Source organism: Streptomyces sp. NPDC001137 (assembly GCF_040298885.1).
Lineage (GTDB): Bacteria > Actinomycetota > Actinomycetes > Streptomycetales > Streptomycetaceae > Streptomyces.
In genome coordinates this window covers 283,202-300,862 of the sequence record NZ_JBEPBA010000003.1, presented here as the reverse complement: position 1 = coordinate 300,862, position 17,661 = coordinate 283,202, and the positions used below count along the sequence as shown (strand labels likewise).

16 protein-coding genes are annotated in these 17,661 nt (G+C 71.2%); 8 read left to right on the top strand and 8 right to left on the bottom strand.

The genetic code is table 11. The features are described 5' to 3' along the window. Positions 1-131: 131 nt before the first annotated feature. Positions 132-1,019, bottom strand: coding sequence for a LysR family transcriptional regulator (locus ABT254_RS07360; protein ID WP_351464865.1), 888 nt, complete (start codon positions 1,017-1,019; stop codon positions 132-134). Between the two features lie 120 nt (positions 1,020-1,139). On the opposite strand from ABT254_RS07360, the gene ABT254_RS07355 reads away from it, so the two are divergent. The 5 genes from ABT254_RS07355 (at position 1,140) to ABT254_RS07335 (ending at position 6,418) form a co-directional block, all read left to right on the top strand. Then, entirely contained in the window at positions 1,140-1,811 is a 672-nt protein-coding gene (locus ABT254_RS07355) for a succinate dehydrogenase (RefSeq protein WP_351465584.1), read from the top strand. A 2-nt stretch (positions 1,812-1,813) separates the two neighbouring features. Continuing rightward, the gene (locus ABT254_RS07350) at positions 1,814-3,766 is read left to right on the top strand and encodes a fumarate reductase/succinate dehydrogenase flavoprotein subunit (RefSeq protein WP_351464862.1); all 1,953 of its coding nucleotides are present in this window, start codon (positions 1,814-1,816) and stop codon (positions 3,764-3,766) included. Beyond that, positions 3,763-4,509 carry a succinate dehydrogenase/fumarate reductase iron-sulfur subunit gene (locus ABT254_RS07345; RefSeq protein WP_351464859.1) on the top strand — a complete coding sequence of 249 codons (747 nt, stop codon included), beginning with the start codon at positions 3,763-3,765 and terminating at the stop codon, positions 4,507-4,509. Before ABT254_RS07350 ends, ABT254_RS07345 begins: the two co-directional genes overlap by 4 nt. Before the next feature lie 326 nt (positions 4,510-4,835). Beyond that, complete coding sequence (locus ABT254_RS07340) at positions 4,836-5,609, top strand: GNAT family N-acetyltransferase (protein WP_351464856.1); 774 nt, start codon at positions 4,836-4,838, stop codon at positions 5,607-5,609. Beyond that, positions 5,609-6,418: a lysophospholipid acyltransferase family protein gene (locus tag ABT254_RS07335; RefSeq protein WP_351464853.1), complete on the top strand. Its 810-nt coding sequence runs from the start codon at positions 5,609-5,611 to the stop codon at positions 6,416-6,418. The genes ABT254_RS07340 and ABT254_RS07335 overlap by 1 nt, the downstream gene beginning before the upstream one ends. Positions 6,419-6,437: 19 nt before the next feature. On the opposite strand, the gene ABT254_RS07330 is transcribed toward ABT254_RS07335, so the two are convergent. Then, entirely contained in the window at positions 6,438-6,965 is a 528-nt protein-coding gene (locus ABT254_RS07330) for an STM3941 family protein (protein WP_351464850.1), read from the bottom strand. 354 nt (positions 6,966-7,319) lie between these two features. Here ABT254_RS07330 and ABT254_RS07325 point away from each other — a divergent pair, with 354 nt between their 5' ends. Next, a complete protein-coding gene (locus ABT254_RS07325) occupies positions 7,320-8,495 on the top strand; it encodes an alanine--tRNA ligase-related protein (RefSeq protein WP_351465581.1) in 1,176 nt (391 codons plus the stop codon). A gap of 51 nt (positions 8,496-8,546) precedes the next feature. Here ABT254_RS07325 and ABT254_RS07320 read toward each other — a convergent pair whose 3' ends face one another. The 5 genes from ABT254_RS07320 to ABT254_RS07300 form a co-directional block, all read right to left on the bottom strand. After that, positions 8,547-10,646 carry an acyltransferase family protein gene (locus ABT254_RS07320; RefSeq protein WP_351464847.1) on the bottom strand — a complete coding sequence of 700 codons (2,100 nt, stop codon included), beginning with the start codon at positions 10,644-10,646 and terminating at the stop codon, positions 8,547-8,549. 30 nt (positions 10,647-10,676) lie between these two features. Further along, positions 10,677-10,856 carry a hypothetical protein gene (locus ABT254_RS07315; protein ID WP_351464845.1) on the bottom strand — a complete coding sequence of 60 codons (180 nt, stop codon included), beginning with the start codon at positions 10,854-10,856 and terminating at the stop codon, positions 10,677-10,679. A gap of 197 nt (positions 10,857-11,053) precedes the next feature. Then, positions 11,054-11,401: a VOC family protein gene (locus ABT254_RS07310; RefSeq protein WP_351464842.1), complete on the bottom strand. Its 348-nt coding sequence runs from the start codon at positions 11,399-11,401 to the stop codon at positions 11,054-11,056. Positions 11,402-11,513: 112 nt separating this feature from the next. Next, complete coding sequence (locus ABT254_RS07305) at positions 11,514-13,856, bottom strand: ATP-binding cassette domain-containing protein (protein ID WP_351464839.1); 2,343 nt, start codon at positions 13,854-13,856, stop codon at positions 11,514-11,516. 90 nt (positions 13,857-13,946) lie between these two features. Then, the gene (locus ABT254_RS07300) at positions 13,947-14,552 is read right to left on the bottom strand and encodes an NADPH-dependent FMN reductase (RefSeq protein WP_351464836.1); all 606 of its coding nucleotides are present in this window, start codon (positions 14,550-14,552) and stop codon (positions 13,947-13,949) included. Between the two features lie 112 nt (positions 14,553-14,664). Here ABT254_RS07300 and ABT254_RS07295 point away from each other — a divergent pair, with 112 nt between their 5' ends. Both ABT254_RS07295 and ABT254_RS07290 read left to right on the top strand, forming a co-directional pair. After that, entirely contained in the window at positions 14,665-15,501 is an 837-nt protein-coding gene (locus ABT254_RS07295) for a helix-turn-helix domain-containing protein (RefSeq protein WP_351464833.1), read from the top strand. Positions 15,502-15,614: 113 nt separating this feature from the next. Further along, positions 15,615-16,646 (top strand): alcohol dehydrogenase, encoded by a 1,032-nt coding sequence (locus ABT254_RS07290; protein ID WP_351464830.1) that lies wholly within the window; start codon positions 15,615-15,617, stop codon positions 16,644-16,646. Here ABT254_RS07290 and ABT254_RS07285 read toward each other — a convergent pair. Continuing rightward, positions 16,633-17,631 (bottom strand): LLM class flavin-dependent oxidoreductase, encoded by a 999-nt coding sequence (locus ABT254_RS07285; RefSeq protein ID WP_351464827.1) that lies wholly within the window; start codon positions 17,629-17,631, stop codon positions 16,633-16,635. The genes ABT254_RS07290 and ABT254_RS07285 overlap by 14 nt on opposite strands. Positions 17,632-17,661: the final 30 nt, after the last annotated feature.

Below are 17,661 nucleotides of genomic sequence, written 5' to 3'. Positions count from 1 at the left end.
GCGGCCCCGCCGGGCTCGCCACCGGGCTCGGTGAATCCGGCCATCACGCGGGCGACGGAGGGGCGGGGCCGGCGTCGATGGCCGCGTCGCGCACGGTCCTGTCCGGTCGTCAGCCGGCTGCGGCTTCCGGTTCACCGCTCCAACAGCATCCGCTGCAACTCCCGAGCCGCCCGCGGTGGCGCCACATCGCTGCGGTGGGCCAGGGCGATCGTGCGGTGGAGGCCGGGGCGGGCCAGGGGGGTGACCCGTAGGCCCCGCCCGGAGCGTGTCGCGACCATGCGGGGGACGACGGCCACGCCGAGGCCCGCGCGGACGAAGCCCAGCACCGCGTCCATCTCACCGCCCTCCACCGCGAAGTCCGGCTCGAAGCCCTCGGCGCGGCAGGCGGCCACCGTCAGTTCGCGCAGGTCGTAGCCGTGCCGGAACATGACCATGGGCTCGCTCTCCAGGTCGGCGATGCGGACCGTGCGCCGCCCCGGGCCGGCGGGCGCGGGCGACTCGGGGGACGACACCACGACCAGGTCCTCGCGCAGCAGCTCCACCGTCGTCAGCGCGGGGGAGGGGGACGGCAGCGGCAGCACGACCAGCGCCAAGTCCAGGGCCCCGCGGGCGAGTTCCCGTACGAGATCGTGGGACCCGCCCTCCTCGATCAGCAGCCGGATGCCGGGATAGCGGTCGTGGAAGGCGCGCAGGACGTCGGGCAGCAGACCCGTGCACAGGCTCGGGGTCGCGCCCAGCCGCACCCGGCCGCTGCGCAGCTGCACCAGCTCCTGCACCTCGTGCCGGGCCGTGTCGGCGTCGGCGAGGATGCGGCGGGCCAGCGGCAGCAGCGCCTCGCCCGCGTCGGTCAGCGTGATGTTGCCGCGCGCCCGCAGGAACAGATCCGCCCCGAGCTCCCGCTCCAGCGCCTTGATCTGCTGGGACAGCGACGGCTGCGCGACATGGACCAGGTCTGCGGCCCGGGTGAAGTGCCGCGTCTCGGCGACCGCCACGAAGTACTGGAGCTGCTGGAACTGCATCCTCGTACGATAGCCGCTTCCTATGGAATCAAGCCGGACCATGTCTTGGACCGATCGGGACCTTCGGCTCTAGCGTCTTGAGTCATGGCTCTGGCAACGCGGACGGACCGACGGCCGTCGATGGCGCGCACGGTGTGGGACAGCTCCGTCGGCAAGAAGACGGTGATGGCCGTCAGCGGCATGATCATGCTGCTGTACCTGGTCGCCCATGTGATCGGCAACCTGAAGATCTTCTTCGGCGCCGGAGAGTTCAACCACTACGCGCACTGGCTGCGCACCGTGGGCGAGCCGTTCATGCACTACGAGTGGACGCTGTGGCTGGTCCGCGTCGTACTGATCGTCGCCGTCGTCGCACACGCCGTCTCCGCGTACCAGCTCAGCCGCCGCGACATCAAGGCACGGCCCAGCAAGTACGTGCACAAGAAGGCCAGGGCCAGCTACGCGACGCGGACCATGCGGTGGGGCGGGATCATCCTCGGCCTGTTCATCGTGTGGCACATCCTGGACCTGACCACCGGCACCGTGCACCCGGGCGGCTTCCAGGAGGGCCACCCGTACCAGAACGTCGTGGACACCTTCTCCACCTGGTACGGCAACGTCATCTACATCGTCGCGATGCTCGCCCTCGGCCTGCACATCCGGCACGGCTTCTGGAGCGCCGCCCAGACCCTCGGCGTCGGCAGCCGCAGCCGCGACCGCGCGCTCAAGACCGTCGCCAACGTCCTCGCACTGCTGCTCACGGCCGGCTTCATCGCCGTACCCGTGGGCGTCATGACCGGAGTGGTGAGCTGAACATGACCGCTGAGTACGCGGAGTACACGACCGGTGAGCCGGTCGTCGACACCAAGGCGCCCGCCGGACCGATCAACGAGCGCTGGGACAAGCGCCGTTTCGAGGCCAAGCTGGTCAACCCCGCCAACCGGCGCAAGCACACGGTGATCGTGGTGGGCACCGGCCTCGCGGGCGGAGCCGCCGGCGCCACCCTCGCCGAACAGGGCTACCACGTCGTCCAGTTCTGCTACCAGGACTCCCCGCGCCGCGCCCACTCCATCGCCGCGCAGGGCGGCATCAACGCCGCCAAGAACTACCGCAACGACGGCGACTCCATCCACCGGCTGTTCTACGACACCGTCAAGGGCGGCGACTTCCGCGCCCGCGAGTCGAACGTGCACCGGCTCGCGCAGATCTCGGTGGAGATCATCGACCAGTGTGTGGCGCAGGGCGTGCCCTTCGCCCGTGAGTACGGCGGCCTGCTCGACACCCGCTCCTTCGGCGGCGTACAGGTCTCGCGGACCTTCTACGCCCGCGGACAGACGGGCCAGCAGCTGCTGCTCGGCGCATACCAGGCGCTGAGCCGGCAGATCGCCGCGGGCAACATCGAGATGCACCCGCGTACCGAGATGCTCGACCTGATCGTCATCGACGGGAAGGCGCGCGGCATCGTGGCCCGCGACCTGATCACGGGCCGCATCGACACCTACTTCGCGGACGCCGTCGTCCTGGCGAGCGGCGGCTACGGCAACGTCTTCTACCTGTCGACGAACGCCATGAACTCCAACGCCACCGCCATCTGGCGGGCCCACCGGCGCGGCGCCTACTTCGCCAACCCCTGCTTCACCCAGATCCATCCGACCTGCATCCCGCGCACCGGCGACCACCAGTCCAAGCTCACCCTGATGAGCGAGTCGCTGCGCAACGACGGCCGGATCTGGGTGCCCAGGGCCAAGGGTGACGACCGGCCGCCGAACAAGATCCCCGAGGACGAGCGCGACTACTACCTGGAGCGCATCTACCCCTCCTTCGGCAACCTGGTCCCGCGCGACATCGCCTCCCGTGCCGCCAAGAACGTCTGCGACGAGGGCAGGGGAGTGGGTCCCGGCGGGCAGGGCGTCTACCTGGACTTCGCCGACGCCATCAAGCGGATGGGGCGCAAGGCCGTCGAGGAGAAGTACGGCAACCTCTTCGACATGTACGCGCGGATCACCGCCGAGGACCCGTACACCGTCCCGATGCGGATCTACCCCGCCGTGCACTACACGATGGGCGGACTGTGGGTCGACTACGACCTCCAGACCACCGTCCCGGGCCTGTTCGCGATCGGCGAGGCCAACTTCTCCGACCACGGCGCGAACCGCCTGGGCGCCTCCGCGCTCATGCAGGGCCTGGCCGACGGCTACTTCGTGCTGCCTGCGACCATCAACGACTACCTCGCCCGCAACCCGCACCACGACCCGGTCACCGGCCGGCACCCGGTCGTCCAGGAGGTGCTGGCGGAGACCCAGGACCGCCTCAACCTCCTGCTGTCGGTCGACGGCGACCGCACCCCCGACTCCTTCCACCGCGAAGTCGGCGAACTCATGTGGGAGTTCTGCGGCATGGCCCGTACGGACTCCGGTCTGCGCAAGGCGCTGGAGCGCATCCCGCAGATCCGCGAGGAGTTCTGGCGGCGCATCAAGGTGCCCGGCACCGGCGAGGAGTTCAACCAGTCGCTGGAGAAGGCCAACCGGATCGTCGACTACCTGGAGCTCGCCGAACTGATGTGCCTCGACGCGCTGCACCGCGCCGAGTCCTGCGGAGGCCACTTCCGCGAGGAGTCCCAGACCCCCGACGGTGAAGCCGCCCGCAGGGACGACGAGTTCGCCTACGCGGCCGCCTGGGAGTTCACCGGCACCGGCGAGGCCCCGACCCTGCACAAGGAAGACCTGGTCTTCGAGTACGTCCACCCCACTCAGCGGAGCTACGCATGAAGCTCACCCTGCGCGTCTGGCGGCAGCAGAACGCCGACGCCGAAGGCGCCATGTCCACATACGAGGTGGACGGCATCTCCTCCGACATGTCGTTCCTGGAGATGCTCGACACCCTCAACGAGGAGCTCATCCTCAAGGGCGAGGACCCGGTCGCCTTCGACCACGACTGCCGCGAGGGCATCTGCGGTGCGTGTTCGCTCGTCATCAACGGCGACGCGCACGGCCCGGAGCGCACCACCACCTGCCAGCTGCACATGCGGTCCTTCCGGGACGGCGACACGATCGACATCGAGCCCTGGCGGGCCTCCGCCTTCCCGGTGATCAAGGACCTGGTGGTGGACCGGTCGGCGTTCGACCGGATCATCCAGTCCGGCGGCTACATCACCGCCCCGACCGGCTCCGCACCCGAGGCCCACGCCACGCCCGTACCCAAGCCGGACGCCGACTTCGCCTTCGAGCACGCCGAGTGCATCGGGTGCGGGGCGTGCGTGGCGGCCTGCCCCAACGGGGCGGCGATGCTCTTCACCTCCGCCAAGATCAACCATCTGAACGTGCTGCCGCAGGGCGCGCCCGAGCGCGAGACGCGGGTGCTGGACATGGTGGCGCAGATGGACGAAGAGGGCTTCGGCGGCTGCACCTTGACCGGGGAGTGCGCCACCGCCTGTCCGAAGGGCATTCCGCTGGTGTCCATCACGAGCATGAACAAGGAGTGGCTGCGGGCGACTCGCAAGGTGGCGCGGTAGCGCCTTTGGGGGAGTTGTCGTTTTAGGGCTGCGGGTTCGTCGTGGCTTGTCGCGCCCCGCGGCGGAGCCGCATGTCGATGCAGCCCCGCGCCCCTTTCGGGGCGCCGCAGTGAACGTTCGCCGAAATTGTGCGGACGGGCGGGGTCGGGAGGTGCTCCCCGGCCCCGTCTCGCTCATGTGCGGCGAGCCGTTCAACAAGCCCACACCCGCTCTCTCTGCGCCTGTCACGCGAAGGTCAGCCGGCGTCGGAAGAACAGGGGCGGCAGATCACGCGCCAACGGTCTGCTCCCGCTCCACCGTCCCCGCCAGCAGACCTGGAGAGAGCCATGACCGGCGTCACCACTCTGGACCGTCCCCCGCAGCCCGCCGCACCCGCCCGCTACACCGTGTCCCTCGCCCGCGACGAGGCCGACGTGCGGGCCGCGCAGCGGCTGCGGTACGAGGTCTTCGCCGGCGAGCTGGGGGCTTTGCTGTCCACCCCGCAGCCCGGCCACGACATCGACGCCTTCGACGCGTACTGCGACCACCTGCTGGTACGCGAGGAGACGACCGGCCAGGTCGTCGGCACCTACCGGCTGCTGCCGCCGGAGCGCGCAGCGGTCGCCGGACGGCTCTACTCCGAGGGCGAGTTCGACCTGACCGCGCTCGACGCGATCCGCCCCGGCCTGGTCGAGGTCGGCCGCTCCTGCGTCCACCCCGACCACCGCGACGGCGCCGTCATCAGCCTCATCTGGGCCGGCATAGCCCGCTACATGGTCGACGGCGGCCACGAGTGGCTGGCCGGCTGCTGCTCCGTCCCGCTCGCGGACGGTGGCGCGCTCGCCTCCGCCACCTGGGAGAAGGTGCGGGGCAAGTACCTGGCCCCGGAGGAGTACCGGGTACGGCCGCTGCTGCCCTGGGTCCCGGACGCCGCGGCCCCGGCCGCCGCCTCCGCCGAACTGCCCGCCCTGCTGCGCGGCTATCTCCGCCTCGGTGCCTGGGTGTGCGCTCAGCCCGCCCACGACCCGGACTTCGGGGTCGCCGACCTGTATGTGCTGCTGTCGATGCGCCGGGTCAACCCGCGCTATCTGCGGCACTTCCTCTCCCTCGTGCCCGCCTGATGAGCGTCTGGCAGCCCAGCGCGCCCTGCACCCCCGGGGCGTGCATCGAGGCGACGGGGTCCGTCACGGCCGTACCGCGTGCCGTGCTGCGGATGGCGGCAGTGGTGGCCCTGGTGCTCGCCGGGGTCGTGCTGTCGCCGCTCGGCGGGAGGATCCCCGCCGAGCTGGTGAAGCGGTGGTGCCGGTGGATCGTGCGGGCCGCAGGGGTCCAGGTCCGTGTCACCGGCGCCGCCGCGCCCACCGGCGGCCTGCTTCTGGTCGCCAACCACATCTCCTGGCTGGACATCCCGCTGCTCGCCGCCGTCCGCCCGGCCCGCATGCTCGCCAAGTCCGACATCCGGGGCTGGCCCGTGGCCGGTCGGCTGACGGCGCGGAGCGGCGCCCTGTTCATCGACCGCAACCGGCTGCGCGCCCTGCCGGAAACCGTCGCCCGCATCGCCGACGCGCTGCGCGACGGGCAGGCCGTCGGCGTCTTTCCCGAGGGCAGCACCTGGTGCGGACGCGCCCAGGGCACCTTCCGCCGCGCCGTCTTCCAGGCCGCCCTCGACGCGGACGTCCCCGTACAGCCGGTACGCCTGCACTACCGGATCGCCGGGGGTACGGCCAGCACGGCGCCCGCCTTCATCGGCGACGACTCGCTGCTCGCGTCGGTCTGGCGGGTGGTGTCGGCGCGGGGCCTGGTGGCCGAGGTCGACGTACGGGACGCCATCGCGCCCGGCAGCCACCCGGACCGCCGCTCACTGGCCCGTGCGGCGCAGCCGGGGGCGACGGCTCAGGCGGACTGGATCCACGCGGCGCTGGTGGCCTAGCGCCAGTCTCTACGGGCGTTCAGTGCTGTACCGCGAGTCCGGGGCGGTGGCGCCGCATCGCGTCCAGGACCGCCCCTGGCGGCACCGGCAAGGTGTTGGTGGCCAGGGTGGCCGGACCGAAGCCGAGTCGTGCGTTCATGGACGCGGTGCTGCGGACCAGCTTGGGTGCTCGGGCCAGATAGGCGTCCGGGTCGTGCAGCACCAGTTCGATGAACGACTGCGAGGTGTTGCGCACCCGCTGCTCGCGTATCCGCACGCCGGCTATCTCCTCCCACCCGAACCGGCCCAGCCGCACATGGTCCACTCCCGCGTCGTCCAGCACCAGCTCAGGCCGGTCGCGGAGCAGGCGCTGGAGGATGAGCACCGAGCACAACCCGAAGAAGGGCACGGCCAGGGCCCCCGCCACGGTCATCTTCAGGGTGCTGTGGGCGACCAGGAAGACAATGCCCACAGCGACGAAGACGACAGACCCGGCCAGCATGGCCCATACGCGGCCCTTGGCGAGCGGGTAGACCGTCGGGGGCAGCGGAACGTTGTTACTGATCACGGGCTCAGACGATAGGACCGCAGCCCTCGTCGGCGGAAGCTTTTTCGTGCCGCACGGCACGAGACCCCACCGCGAGGCCCGGAAACCCGGAAGACGGGCCGCGCCGCCTCCTGTTACCGTCCGTTCCATGAAGGTCAGGACCCGCTGTACCCACACCGCAGCCGCGCGAGCGACCAGCTCCCCGGCTGCCGACGCCTGACCTCTCCAACCTCTCCCCGGCGGCCGGAAACGGATCGCCGGGATGTGGCTCACCCGCCCTCGCAGGCCTACGGTCTCGCAGGTGTTGCTCCCGCGGTTCGTTCCGGTCGCACGACCCTAAGGAACACCGCCATGAGCAGGCACATGAACACCCAGATGAACACCGACGAGACCGTGCGGACGTTCACCGACTTCTACCGTGACCGCGGCCACCGCCTGATCACCGGAAGCTCCCTCCTGCCGCCGCCCCCGGACCCGGTGCTGTTCACCACCTCCGGCATGCACCCCCTCACGCCCCACCTCCTGGGCCGCCCGCATCCCCAGGGGCGGCGCCTGACCAACGTCCAGCGCTGCCTGCGCACCACCGATCTCGACGAGGTCGGCGACTCCACCCATCTGACGGTCTTCGAGATGCTCGGCTCGTGGTCGCTCGGCGACTACGGCCACTCACAGAGCCTGCGCTGGGGGTACGAGCTGCTGCGCGACGGATTCGGCATCCCGCCGGAGTGGCTGCACGTCACGGTGTTCGGCGGCGACGGCCAGGTCGGCCCCGACACCGAATCGCTGCGCACCTGGCAGGAGTTGGGGCTGCCCGTGGAGCTGACCGAGGACGAGAACTGGTGGTCCAACGGGCCCGTGGGCCCCTGCGGCCCCGACTCGGAGATCTTCTTCTGGACCGGCGACCCCGGCACCCCACCCCAGGGCACCCCCACCACCGACCCCCGCTGGGTGGAGATCTGGAACCACGTGAACATGCGCTACCACCGCCACGAGGACGGCAGCCTCGAACTCCTGCCGCGGCCCGGCATCGACACGGGCATGGGACTGGAACGGCTGGTGACCGTCCTGCAGGGACAGCGTTCCGTCTACGACACCGACGTGTTCGAACCGTGGCTGCGACTCCTTTTGCCGCTGTGGGACCTGGACGAACGGCCGATGCGCCTCGTCTGCGACCACCTGCGTTCGAGCATCGTCGTCATCGGCGACGGCGTACGCCCCTCCAACACCGGCCGCGGCTATGTACTGCGCCGCCTGATCCGCCGCCTCCTCACCACACTCCGGCGCGACGACCTCTCCCGCACCCTGACCGACCTCCCCCTGGAACTCATCGGCCACACGCTGGACCACTTCCGTCAGTCCTACGACCCCGGCACGGTCCGCGAGCTGCTCCTGGACGAGGAACTGCGCTTCACCAAGCTCCTCGAACGAGGTCAACGGGTGCTCTCCCGCCCGGAGTTCAAAGGCCCACTGAGCGAGGACGACTACCACTACCTCCACGACACCCACGGCCTGCCCCGCGACCTGGTCGCCGGCCTGCTCACGACCGGCTGACGCGCGTTCTGCCCTGAACCGTCGGCTGCGCCGGCTGCTCATCCGGTGTGTTCAGGGCACATCCACGAGGCGATCCAACGACGGCGCCAGAACCGGGGCGAGCGCCTCGGCGTACGCCTCCGAGAGGTGGCTGTCGTCGCGGTAGACGGCGGTGTCGCCGACGACCACGGGGCAGATGCCGGTGCGGGGGTCGCAGACCCAGGGGGTGGGGTCGATGACCGTGGTGGCCGTTGTGGATGCGGCGGCGCGGATGGCGGTACCGCGGGTCGCGTCTCGGATCGCGTCCGGCAAGTGGTGTGCGCAGACATGGAGTTGCAGGGAGTTCCTGGCGGCGCAGTCGATCGGGTCGCCCTTGGGCCACGGGGTGTCGAGCAGTGCGGCGACCGGGACGCCGGAGGCGCCCAGGCTGCGGAAGGTGCTCTCGAAGCCGGTGGTCCACTGGCGGAGGGGGTCGGCGGCGGGGCGGGCCGGGTCTGCGGCGTCCGAGGAGGAGACGACGACCAGGTCGGGGCGGAGCGTCGTGATCCGTATCAGGGCGTTGGAGCGCCAGGTGTCGCAGGCGGTGTACGGCCTGTGGTCGCTGACGATGGTCACGTCGGCGACCTTGCACGAGGCCTTCGTCAGTGAGACGAGCCGCCAGCCACGGGCGAACGCGATCCGTTGCAGGGCCGGGAACCACTGGGCCGCATGGGAGTCACCGAAGAGGACGACGGTACGGGAGGATGCCCGGTCGCCGTAGACGCAGGGCCGGGTGGCGGTGGCGGAGTAGTCGGCGTGGCAGCCGTCCCGGTAGACCGCGGAGCGGGAGGACTTCACCTCCCACAGGGGCGGGGCGAGATTGCTCGGCAGGGCGGTCGGGGACGACGTCAGGAGTTCGGTGAGACGCGCCTGTGGCACCGGTGCGTCGGAGAGAGCCTGCGCCAGCGCGGGCGCGGGGCCGCCCACCTCGATCGTCGGCGGAACGGCCGTCGCCGTGAGAGACAGCGCCGAGGCGGCGGCCGACAGCGCGGCCCCGAGAACCAGCGCACGACGGGGACGCCCGCGGAAGGCCTGGTGGAAGCGGACCGGGTTCTCGACGAGACGCAGGGTCAGCCACGCCAGTCCCAGCGCCGCCGCGGACAGCCCGAGCGCGAGCGGCACGTCGGCCGTGCCGTCGGCGCGGCCCAGCGCCACCGGGGCTATGACCAGCAGCGGCCAGTGCCACAGATACCAGCCGTACGAGAGTCCGCCGAGCCACACCAGCGGTCGCCGCCCCAGCAGCCACCCGGCGCCGCGCGGGGCGGGCGCGCAACCGCCGGCCAGGACGAGCGCGGTACCGGCGACCGGCAGGAGGGCGTGGTGGCCGGGGAAGGGTGTCCCGTCGTCGTACCAGACCGCGGCCAGCGTGACGCAGGCGAGGCCGAACCAGGTCAGCGGGGTGGCGAGGGCGGCGGGCAGCCGCTTCAGCCGGCCGGCGCCCAGTGCGAGGAGCGCGCCGACGCCCAGTTCCCAGGCCCGGGTGAGGGAGCCGAAGTACGCCCAAGGCGCCGAGGAGTTCGTCACCAGGACGCCCGCCGAGAACGACCCCAGGCACAGCACTGCGAGCGGCACCGCGACCAGCCGGCGCCGACCGCGGGCGAACCGCCAGGCGAGCGGCAGGAGCAGCGGCCACACCAGGTAGAACTGCTCCTCCACGGCGAGCGACCAGAAGTGCTGGAACGGCGACGGCGGGCTGTTCTGGGCGAGATAGTCCGTACCGGCAGCTGCCAGCCGGAAGTTGACCGTGTACAGCGCGCTGGCGAGGGCGTCGCCCGCGTACTCGGCGAGCCGCGCCTTCGACAGCAGCAGCCATGCCCCGCCCAGTGTGACGGCGATCACCAGGGACGACGCGGGAAGCAGCCGCAGTGCCCGGCGGGCGTAGAAGGAACGGACCGACACCCGGCCGGTGGCGGCGAGTTCGCGCAGCAGCAGCGACGTGATGACGAAGCCGGAAATGACGAAGAAGACGTCGACACCGATGTAGCCGCCGCTGACCTGGGACACGTGGGCGTGGGCGAGCACCACCAGCCCGACGGCCACCGCGCGCAGCCCCTGGATGTCGAGCCGTGGAGCGTGGCCTTTGGGCGGTGCGGATCTGCCGCTCGCCGAGACAGTGGCGGTGACGGTCGACATCCGGTGACTCCTCGGGCCGCACAGTCTGTGTCAGCTGTCCTCGGGATCGAGGTCGAAGGTGAAATAGATGCTCAGGCAGTAGGGCTCGTCCTCGTCGTGGAAGAAATCCCACGACACGTCCACCAGGTGGATGCTTTGATCCCGCACCCACTCGTGGGCTTTCTTGAAGGCGTCCGCGGCAGTTGTGGCGGGGAACAGCTTCCTCGCCATGGGATGCACCCCGCTCTCGGCGTCCGAGTCGTCGAAACCCGGTGGAACATCAAGGCAGAAGTTGGGATCCAGCACTATGGAGTGCCCTTTCCGGTCGATTCACCGCTACGGGTCGACAGAGGCCGGGCCTCTGAGTAGACGGCCAGTAAGACCGCCGCACACGAGGAAGAGTTGCTTCTGCCGACCGGTCAACGAGCTCACCGCGCAGCTGGGGCGCCGCCGAACGCGAACTCGTTGCCGTCCGGATCGTGGTAGGTGACCTTGCGTACGCCGTTGGCGTAGGTCTGGCTGCTCGTCGGCTTCAGTCCTCGCTCGGTGATCTGTGTGAGGCGCGTGTCGAGGTCGTCCACGAAGACTGTGTGGAGGGCCTGGCCGTCGTGGCCGGGCCGGTGCTCGATGTGGACGTACCGGTGTTCCGCGAGCTCCCAGACGGCTTCCGTGTCATTGGGGAAGAAGGCCGGCACGGTGCCGAGGAGGCGCTCGTACCAGTTCAGCGCCACCGCGTAGTCGTTCACCGGGATGCCTGCGAAGAGGTCGAGGGTCATGCGGCCACGATAGGTCGACTGCTTCGCGCCCCTGAACACCGTCCGGTTCCCGCACCCCGACAACACCGCCGCCTGGCCGGCATCCCTGTGATGCCGCGAGCGGCGCCTGCGCTCACGTCTGCCGCGGTGGCAGCACCCGGGCCAGATACGGTGCCGTAGCGCTGCCCGCGACGCCCGCCACCTCCGTCGGCGTCCCGGCCGCGACGATCCGCCCACCCGCGTCCCCGCCGCCCGGCCCCAGGTCGATCACCCAGTCCGCACCGGCCACGACCGACATGTCGTGCTCGACGACGATCACCGTGTGACCGGCGTCGACGAGACCGTGCAGCTGCCGCATCAGGACCTCGACGTCCGCCGGATGCAGACCGCTGGTCGGCTCGTCGAGGAGGTAGAGGGTGTGGCCGCGGCGGCCGCGCTGCAACTCTCCGGCCAGCTTGATGCGCTGGGCCTCGCCCCCGGAGAGCTCGGTGGCGGGCTGGCCCAGGCGCAGGTAGCCGAGGCCCACGTCGAGCAGGGTGGCGAGACTGCGCGCCACCGCCGGGGTGTCCGCGAAGAACTCCGCCGCGCTCTCCACCGTCAGGTCCAGGACCTGGGCGATGTTCCGGCCCCGGTACGTCACTTGGAGCGTCTCGGGGTTGTAGCGGTCGCCGCCGCAGTCCGGACACGGCGCATAGGTGCTCGGCAGGAAGAGCAGCTCGACGCTGACGAACCCCTCGCCCTGGCAGGTCTCGCAGCGCCCGCCGGCGACATTGAAGGAGAAGCGGCCGACGCCGTAACCGCGGGCCTGCGCCTCCTCGGTGGCCGCGAACACCTTGCGTACGACGTCGAAGAGGCCCGTGTAGGTGGCGAGGTTGGAGCGCGGGGTGCGGCCGATGGGCTTCTGGTCGACGGAGACCAGGCGTGCCACGCCCGTCAGGTCCTCGGTGATCTCGCCGATGAGCGTCGACTTGCCGGAACCGGAGACGCCGGTGACGGCGGTGAACACGCCGAGCGGGAACTCGGCCGTCACCCCGCGCAGGTTGTGCCGGGTGATGGGCCCGACCTTCAACTGGCCGCGGGCGGCGCGCACTTGGCGTACGGCGGTGGGGGAGCGGTCGAAGAGGAAGCGGGCCGTCGCGGACTGCGGGACCGAGGCGAGGTCCGCCACCGGCCCGCTGTACAGCACCTCCCCGCCGTGCTCGCCGGCACGTGGGCCGACGTCCACCAGCCAGTCGGCGCCACGCATGACGTCGAGGTGGTGCTCCACCACGAACACCGAGTTGCCCGACGACTTCAGCCGCTCCAGGACGGTCAGCAGGGCCTCCGTGTCCGCCGGGTGCAGGCCGGCGGACGGCTCGTCGAGGACGTAGACGACACCGAACAGTCCGGAGCGCAGCTGCGTGGCCAGGCGCAGCCGTTGCAGCTCGCCCGCCGAGAGGGTGGGGGTGGAGCGGTCCAGGCTGAGGTAGCCCAGGCCGAGTTCGAGGACCGGCGCGATACGGGAGGTGAGGTCCGCGGTGAGGACGCGGGCGGTCTCGTCGCCCGCCACCAGACAGCCCGCGAGGTCGCTCAGCGGCAGCGCGGCCAGCTCGGCGATGGTACGGCCGGCGAAGGTCACCGCCAGTGCCTCCGGACGCAGCCTGCTGCCGCCGCACGCAGGGCACGGCGCACTGGTCAGGAAGCGCTCGGCCTTGGCCCGCAGCGTGGGGCTCTTGGAGTCGGCGAAGGTCTTCATGACGTAGCGGCGGGCGCTCATGTACGTGCCCTGGTAAGGCCGCTGGATGCGGTCCGCGTCCCGTACCGGGTGCACGGTGACGACCGGCTGCTCGTCGGTGAAGAGGATCCACTCCCGCTGGTCGGCCGGGAGTTCACGCCACGGCCGGTCCACGTCGTGGCCGAGCGCGTCGAGGATGTCGCGGAGGTTCTTGCCCTGCCAGGCGCCCGGCCAGGCGGCGATCGCGCCCTCGCGGATCGACAGCGACGGGTCGGGGACCAGCAACTCCTCGGTCGTACGGTGGACCCGGCCCAGGCCGTGGCACTCCGGGCAGGCACCGGCGGCCGTGTTGGGGGAGAAGGCGTCGGAGTCGAGGCGTGCGGCGCCGGGCGGGTAGTCGCCGGCCCGGGAGAACAGCATCCGCAGGGAGTTCGACAGGTTGGTGACCGTGCCGACGGACGAGCGGGACGTCGGGGCCGAGCGCCGCTGCTGGAGGGAGACCGCGGGTGGCAGTCCCGTGATCTCGCCGACCTTCGGCGCGCCGACCTGGTGGATCAGACGGCGCGCGTACGGGGCGACGGACTCGAAGTAGCGGCGCTGGGCCTCGGCGTAGATGGTGCCGAAGGCGAGCGAGGACTTCCCCGACCCGGAGACCCCTGTGAACACGGTCAACACGTCCCGCGGGATGTCGACGTCCACGCCCTTGAGGTTGTGCTCGCGGGCGCCGCGGACGCGGACGTAGGGGTCGTGTGGGCCGTGCATGAACGGGTACTCCGTGGGGGGCTTCGGCTGCGGCGGGACAAACGCCGCGATTCTAATCCGTCGGCGTCGTCTCGGGGGCGTCGTCCCAGGTCACGCCGGGTAGGGCGCGGCCTCGCGGGCCGAGCGCAGTGCACCGGCCCACCAGGCCAGCTGCTCCAGCAGCGTCTTGGCGTACCCGGCGGCGTCGGGGTCGAGGGGATGCCCGTCCTGCCAGGCGGTGAAGTAGTTCGGAAAGGCGAGACCGTCGCGGATGGTCACCGCGTGCAGCTCGGTCAGCACGTTCTCCAGGTGCAGTACGGCATGCCGGCCGCCTGCCGCGCCGCCGTAGCTGACGAAGGCGACGGGCTTGGCCGTCCACTGGGTGAAGTGCCAGTCGATGGCCGCCTTCAGCGAGGCGGGATAGCTGTGGTTGTACTCCGGTGTGACCACGACGAACGCGTCGGCGCCCTCCAGGGCCGACGTCAGTGCCGCCATCCCGGCCGGGCGGGGGTAGGCGTCACCGGCGTACTTCGGCGACTGGGCGGGCAGCCCCAACGGGATGTCGATCTCGGCCAGGTCGACGACCTCCACGTCGAAACCACCGTGCGCGCCCGCCTGTCCGGCCACCCACGAGGCCACCACCGGGCCGAACCGTCCGTCCCGGACGCTTCCGACGATGATCACCAGCTTGTGCCTGCTCTGCTCGTTGTTGTCCATGCCCACCACGGTCACGCCGCGCCCCGACGGCAACCAGACCGTGCTCAGGCTGGCCCCCGCAGGGCCAGGCTGAGCCCTCCGCGAGCAGCGGGCAGCGGCCTATGCTCGCCTCATGGGCACGCCGTTGGGGGACTTCATCCGGGCCAAGCGCGACAGCATCCAGCCCGAGTCGCTGGGACTGCCGCATCACGGCCGCCGCCGCTCACCGGGGCTACGACGCCTGGATCTCGCCGCGCGGGCCGGCATCAGCGTCGAGTACCTCACCCGCATGGAGCAGGGCCGTGACCGCAACCCGTCGGTTGCGGTGGTCAACGCGCTCGCCGATGCACTCAGCCTCGACCCGGCCGAGCGCAACCACCTGCGCTATCTCGCGAAGATCAGCGGCGGCGAGTGTGTCGCCCACACCCAGCCCGCACCGCCGCGCCGCGAGGTCCGCCCCTCCGTCCTGGAGACACTCCGCCTCCTGGAGCCGGGCGTCGCCATGGTCACCAACCGGCTGGGCGACGTCCTCGCCCACACCAGCGGCTACGAGTCGGTGATGAGCGGCACCGGACTGCTCGACGCGGACACCCCGAACCTCACCCGGTACGTCTTCACCGACGCCCGCGCGCGGACGTTCTTCGCCGACTGGGACGCCGTCGCCGACCAGCAGGCCTTCGACCTGTGGCTGGCACCGACCTCCGAGAGTTCCGAGTGGTTCAGCACGGAACTCGCCCCCGTCGCCGGCCCCGACTTCACGCGCCGCCTGCACCGTCACCTGGTTCCGCATCGCGGGGACCTCCGCCTCGACCACCCGTCCGGGTGTGCACTTCGGCTGGTCCGTGAGGTGCTCGAACTCCCTTCGGACGCCCAGCAGTTGGTCGTCTTCCTGCCCGCGGACGAACAGACGGCCCAGGCCGTCGACCAACTCCGCCGCCGGTCCCGCGGCGGGCTGCGGGCCATTTCGTGAGCCCGGGCCGTCGTCCTTGATCGGTTCGTCTGTTTCGCGCGCGGGATCGGCTTCGAGCTGATGTGCTGGACCCTGGGGCTTTCGCCCCGTTCCTGCCCACCCCGGAGGGACATATGAGCACTACCTATCGAGTCGCGCAGGCGATCGAGGCCGGCGGCCCGTTCCAGATCGTCGAGCGCGAGGTGCCGCAGCCGGGCCCCGGCCATGTACGGGTGGCGGTGGACGCCTGCGGGGTCTGCCACAGCGACACCCTGTTCGTGAACGGCGGCGCTCCGGGCATCAGTTTCCCCGTGGTCCCCGGACACGAGATCGCCGGACGGATCGAAGCGCTCGGCGAGGGCGCCGCGGAACAGGGCTGGCAGGCGGGCGACCGCGTGACGGTCGGCTGGTTCGGTGGCAGCTGTGGCCACTGCACGCCCTGCCGGCAGGGCGACTTCGTCGTCTGCGTCAACCTCAAGGTGCCCGGCTGGGCGTACGACGGCGGCTTCGCCGAGATGCTGATCGCCCCGGTCGACGCCCTGGCCCGGATCCCGGACGCCCTGTCCGCGACCGACGCCGGGCCCATGGCCTGCGCGGGCGTGACCACCTACAACGGGCTGCGGCGCAGCTCCGCCCGGCCGGGTGATCTGGTCGCGGTGCTCGGCCTGGGCGGCCTCGGGCACCTGGGCGTGCAGTACGCGGTCGCGATGGGTTTCGAGACCGTGGCGATCGCCCGCGGGGCCGAGAAGGCCGACTTCGCCAAGCAGCTCGGCGCCCACCACTACGTCGACAGCACGGCGGCCACCCCGGTCGCACAGGCGCTGCAGTCCCTCGGCGGCGCCAGGGTCGTACTGGCCACGGCGGGCAATTCCCAGGCGATCACGGCCACCGTGGACGGCCTGGCACCCCGCGGCGAACTCGTCGCCATCGGGGCGGACCCCGAACCCCTGGGCATCAGCCCGGTCCAGCTCCTCATGAGCGGCAGGATCATCCGCGGCCATCCGTCCGGCACCGCACAGGACGTGCAGGACACCATGGCCTTCAGCGCCCTGCACGGCATCCGCCCGATGACCGAGACCCTGCCCCTGGACCAGGCCGGCGAGGCCTACCGGAAGATGCTCTCCGGCACCGCCCGCTTCCGGATGGTCATCACTACCGGGAGGTGATCCGGGCGAGGCGCCGGTACGAGTCGACCAGCGCCGCACGGTCGTACGTACTGGTCGTGACCAGCACCTCCTGTGCGCCGGTCTCCTTCAGCACCGTCTCCAGCTCGTGCGCGACCTGCTCCTCGGTGCCCGCGATGTGGCCGGCGAGCCCGGACTCGTAGAACCCGCGTTCCTTGCCGGTCATGGCGAGCTCCTCGACGCGCTCGGCGGGCGGCAGCGGCGGGAAGGTGCCGTGCGTGCGGGAGTACGCCATCGACCAGGCCTCCGGGACCAGCAGCCGACGCGCCTCCTCGGGTGTGGCGGCCACGGCGACCGTGCCGGAGATGACGACGTACGGTTCGCTCGCCCACGGGGAGGGCCGGAAGTGGGCGCGGTAGTGGTCGATCCCGCGCTGCATCTTCTCACGGCCTCGCAGGTCGCCGATGACCATCGGCAGGCCCGCGCGGGCGGCGACCGCGGCGCCCTCACCCATGGCCAGCACGAACGGCGGCACGGTCAGGCCCTCCGCGGGGCGCGCGTGCACGCCCGTCGGGGACGTCCCGCGGAACCAGCCGAGCAGCTCCTCCAGCTGCGCCCCGAAGTCCTCGGCGTCGCCCTTGTCCCGGCCCAGCGCCTTGCGCACCCCGCCGGTGAAGCCGACCGACCGCCCCAGCCCCATGTCGATCCGGCCGGCGAAGAGCGACTCCAGCACCCCGAACTGCTCGGCCACGACCAGGGGTTGATGATTGGGCAGCATCACACCGCCCGTGCCGACCCGGATCGTGCGCGTCGCACCCGCCACCGCGGCGGCGAGCACGGTGGGCGCGGAACCCGCCACGCCCGGTACCCCGTGATGCTCGGACACCCAGAACCGGTGATAGCCGAGATCCTCCAGCTCCTGCGCCAGCCGCACGGTGTCGCGCAACGCCTCCGCGTCCGTGTGGCCCTCGCGGACGCGGGAGCGGTCGAGGACGGAGAAGCGGGTGGTGGCGATCAGGGAACTCACAGGCAGTTCAACGCCTGACAGGCCACGGCA

Excerpts from the sequence above, each read along its gene's own strand:
- ABT254_RS07360 (WP_351464865.1), bottom strand. The coding sequence starts at position 1,019 with ATGCAGTTCCAGCAGCTCCAGTACTTCGTGGCGGTCGCCGAGACGCGG.
- ABT254_RS07355 (WP_351465584.1), top strand. The coding sequence starts at position 1,140 with ATGGCGCGCACGGTGTGGGACAGCTCCGTCGGCAAGAAGACGGTGATG.
- ABT254_RS07350 (WP_351464862.1), top strand. The coding sequence starts at position 1,814 with ATGACCGCTGAGTACGCGGAGTACACGACCGGTGAGCCGGTCGTCGAC.
- ABT254_RS07345 (WP_351464859.1), top strand. The coding sequence starts at position 3,763 with ATGAAGCTCACCCTGCGCGTCTGGCGGCAGCAGAACGCCGACGCCGAA.
- ABT254_RS07340 (WP_351464856.1), top strand. The coding sequence starts at position 4,836 with ATGACCGGCGTCACCACTCTGGACCGTCCCCCGCAGCCCGCCGCACCC.
- ABT254_RS07335 (WP_351464853.1), top strand. The coding sequence starts at position 5,609 with ATGAGCGTCTGGCAGCCCAGCGCGCCCTGCACCCCCGGGGCGTGCATC.
- ABT254_RS07325 (WP_351465581.1), top strand. The coding sequence starts at position 7,320 with ATGAACACCGACGAGACCGTGCGGACGTTCACCGACTTCTACCGTGAC.
- ABT254_RS07320 (WP_351464847.1), bottom strand. The coding sequence starts at position 10,646 with ATGTCGACCGTCACCGCCACTGTCTCGGCGAGCGGCAGATCCGCACCG.
- ABT254_RS07315 (WP_351464845.1), bottom strand. The coding sequence starts at position 10,856 with ATGGCGAGGAAGCTGTTCCCCGCCACAACTGCCGCGGACGCCTTCAAG.
- ABT254_RS07310 (WP_351464842.1), bottom strand. The coding sequence starts at position 11,401 with ATGACCCTCGACCTCTTCGCAGGCATCCCGGTGAACGACTACGCGGTG.
- ABT254_RS07305 (WP_351464839.1), bottom strand. The coding sequence starts at position 13,856 with ATGCACGGCCCACACGACCCCTACGTCCGCGTCCGCGGCGCCCGCGAG.
- ABT254_RS07300 (WP_351464836.1), bottom strand. The coding sequence starts at position 14,552 with ATGGACAACAACGAGCAGAGCAGGCACAAGCTGGTGATCATCGTCGGA.
- ABT254_RS07295 (WP_351464833.1), top strand. The coding sequence starts at position 14,665 with ATGGGCACGCCGTTGGGGGACTTCATCCGGGCCAAGCGCGACAGCATC.
- ABT254_RS07290 (WP_351464830.1), top strand. The coding sequence starts at position 15,615 with ATGAGCACTACCTATCGAGTCGCGCAGGCGATCGAGGCCGGCGGCCCG.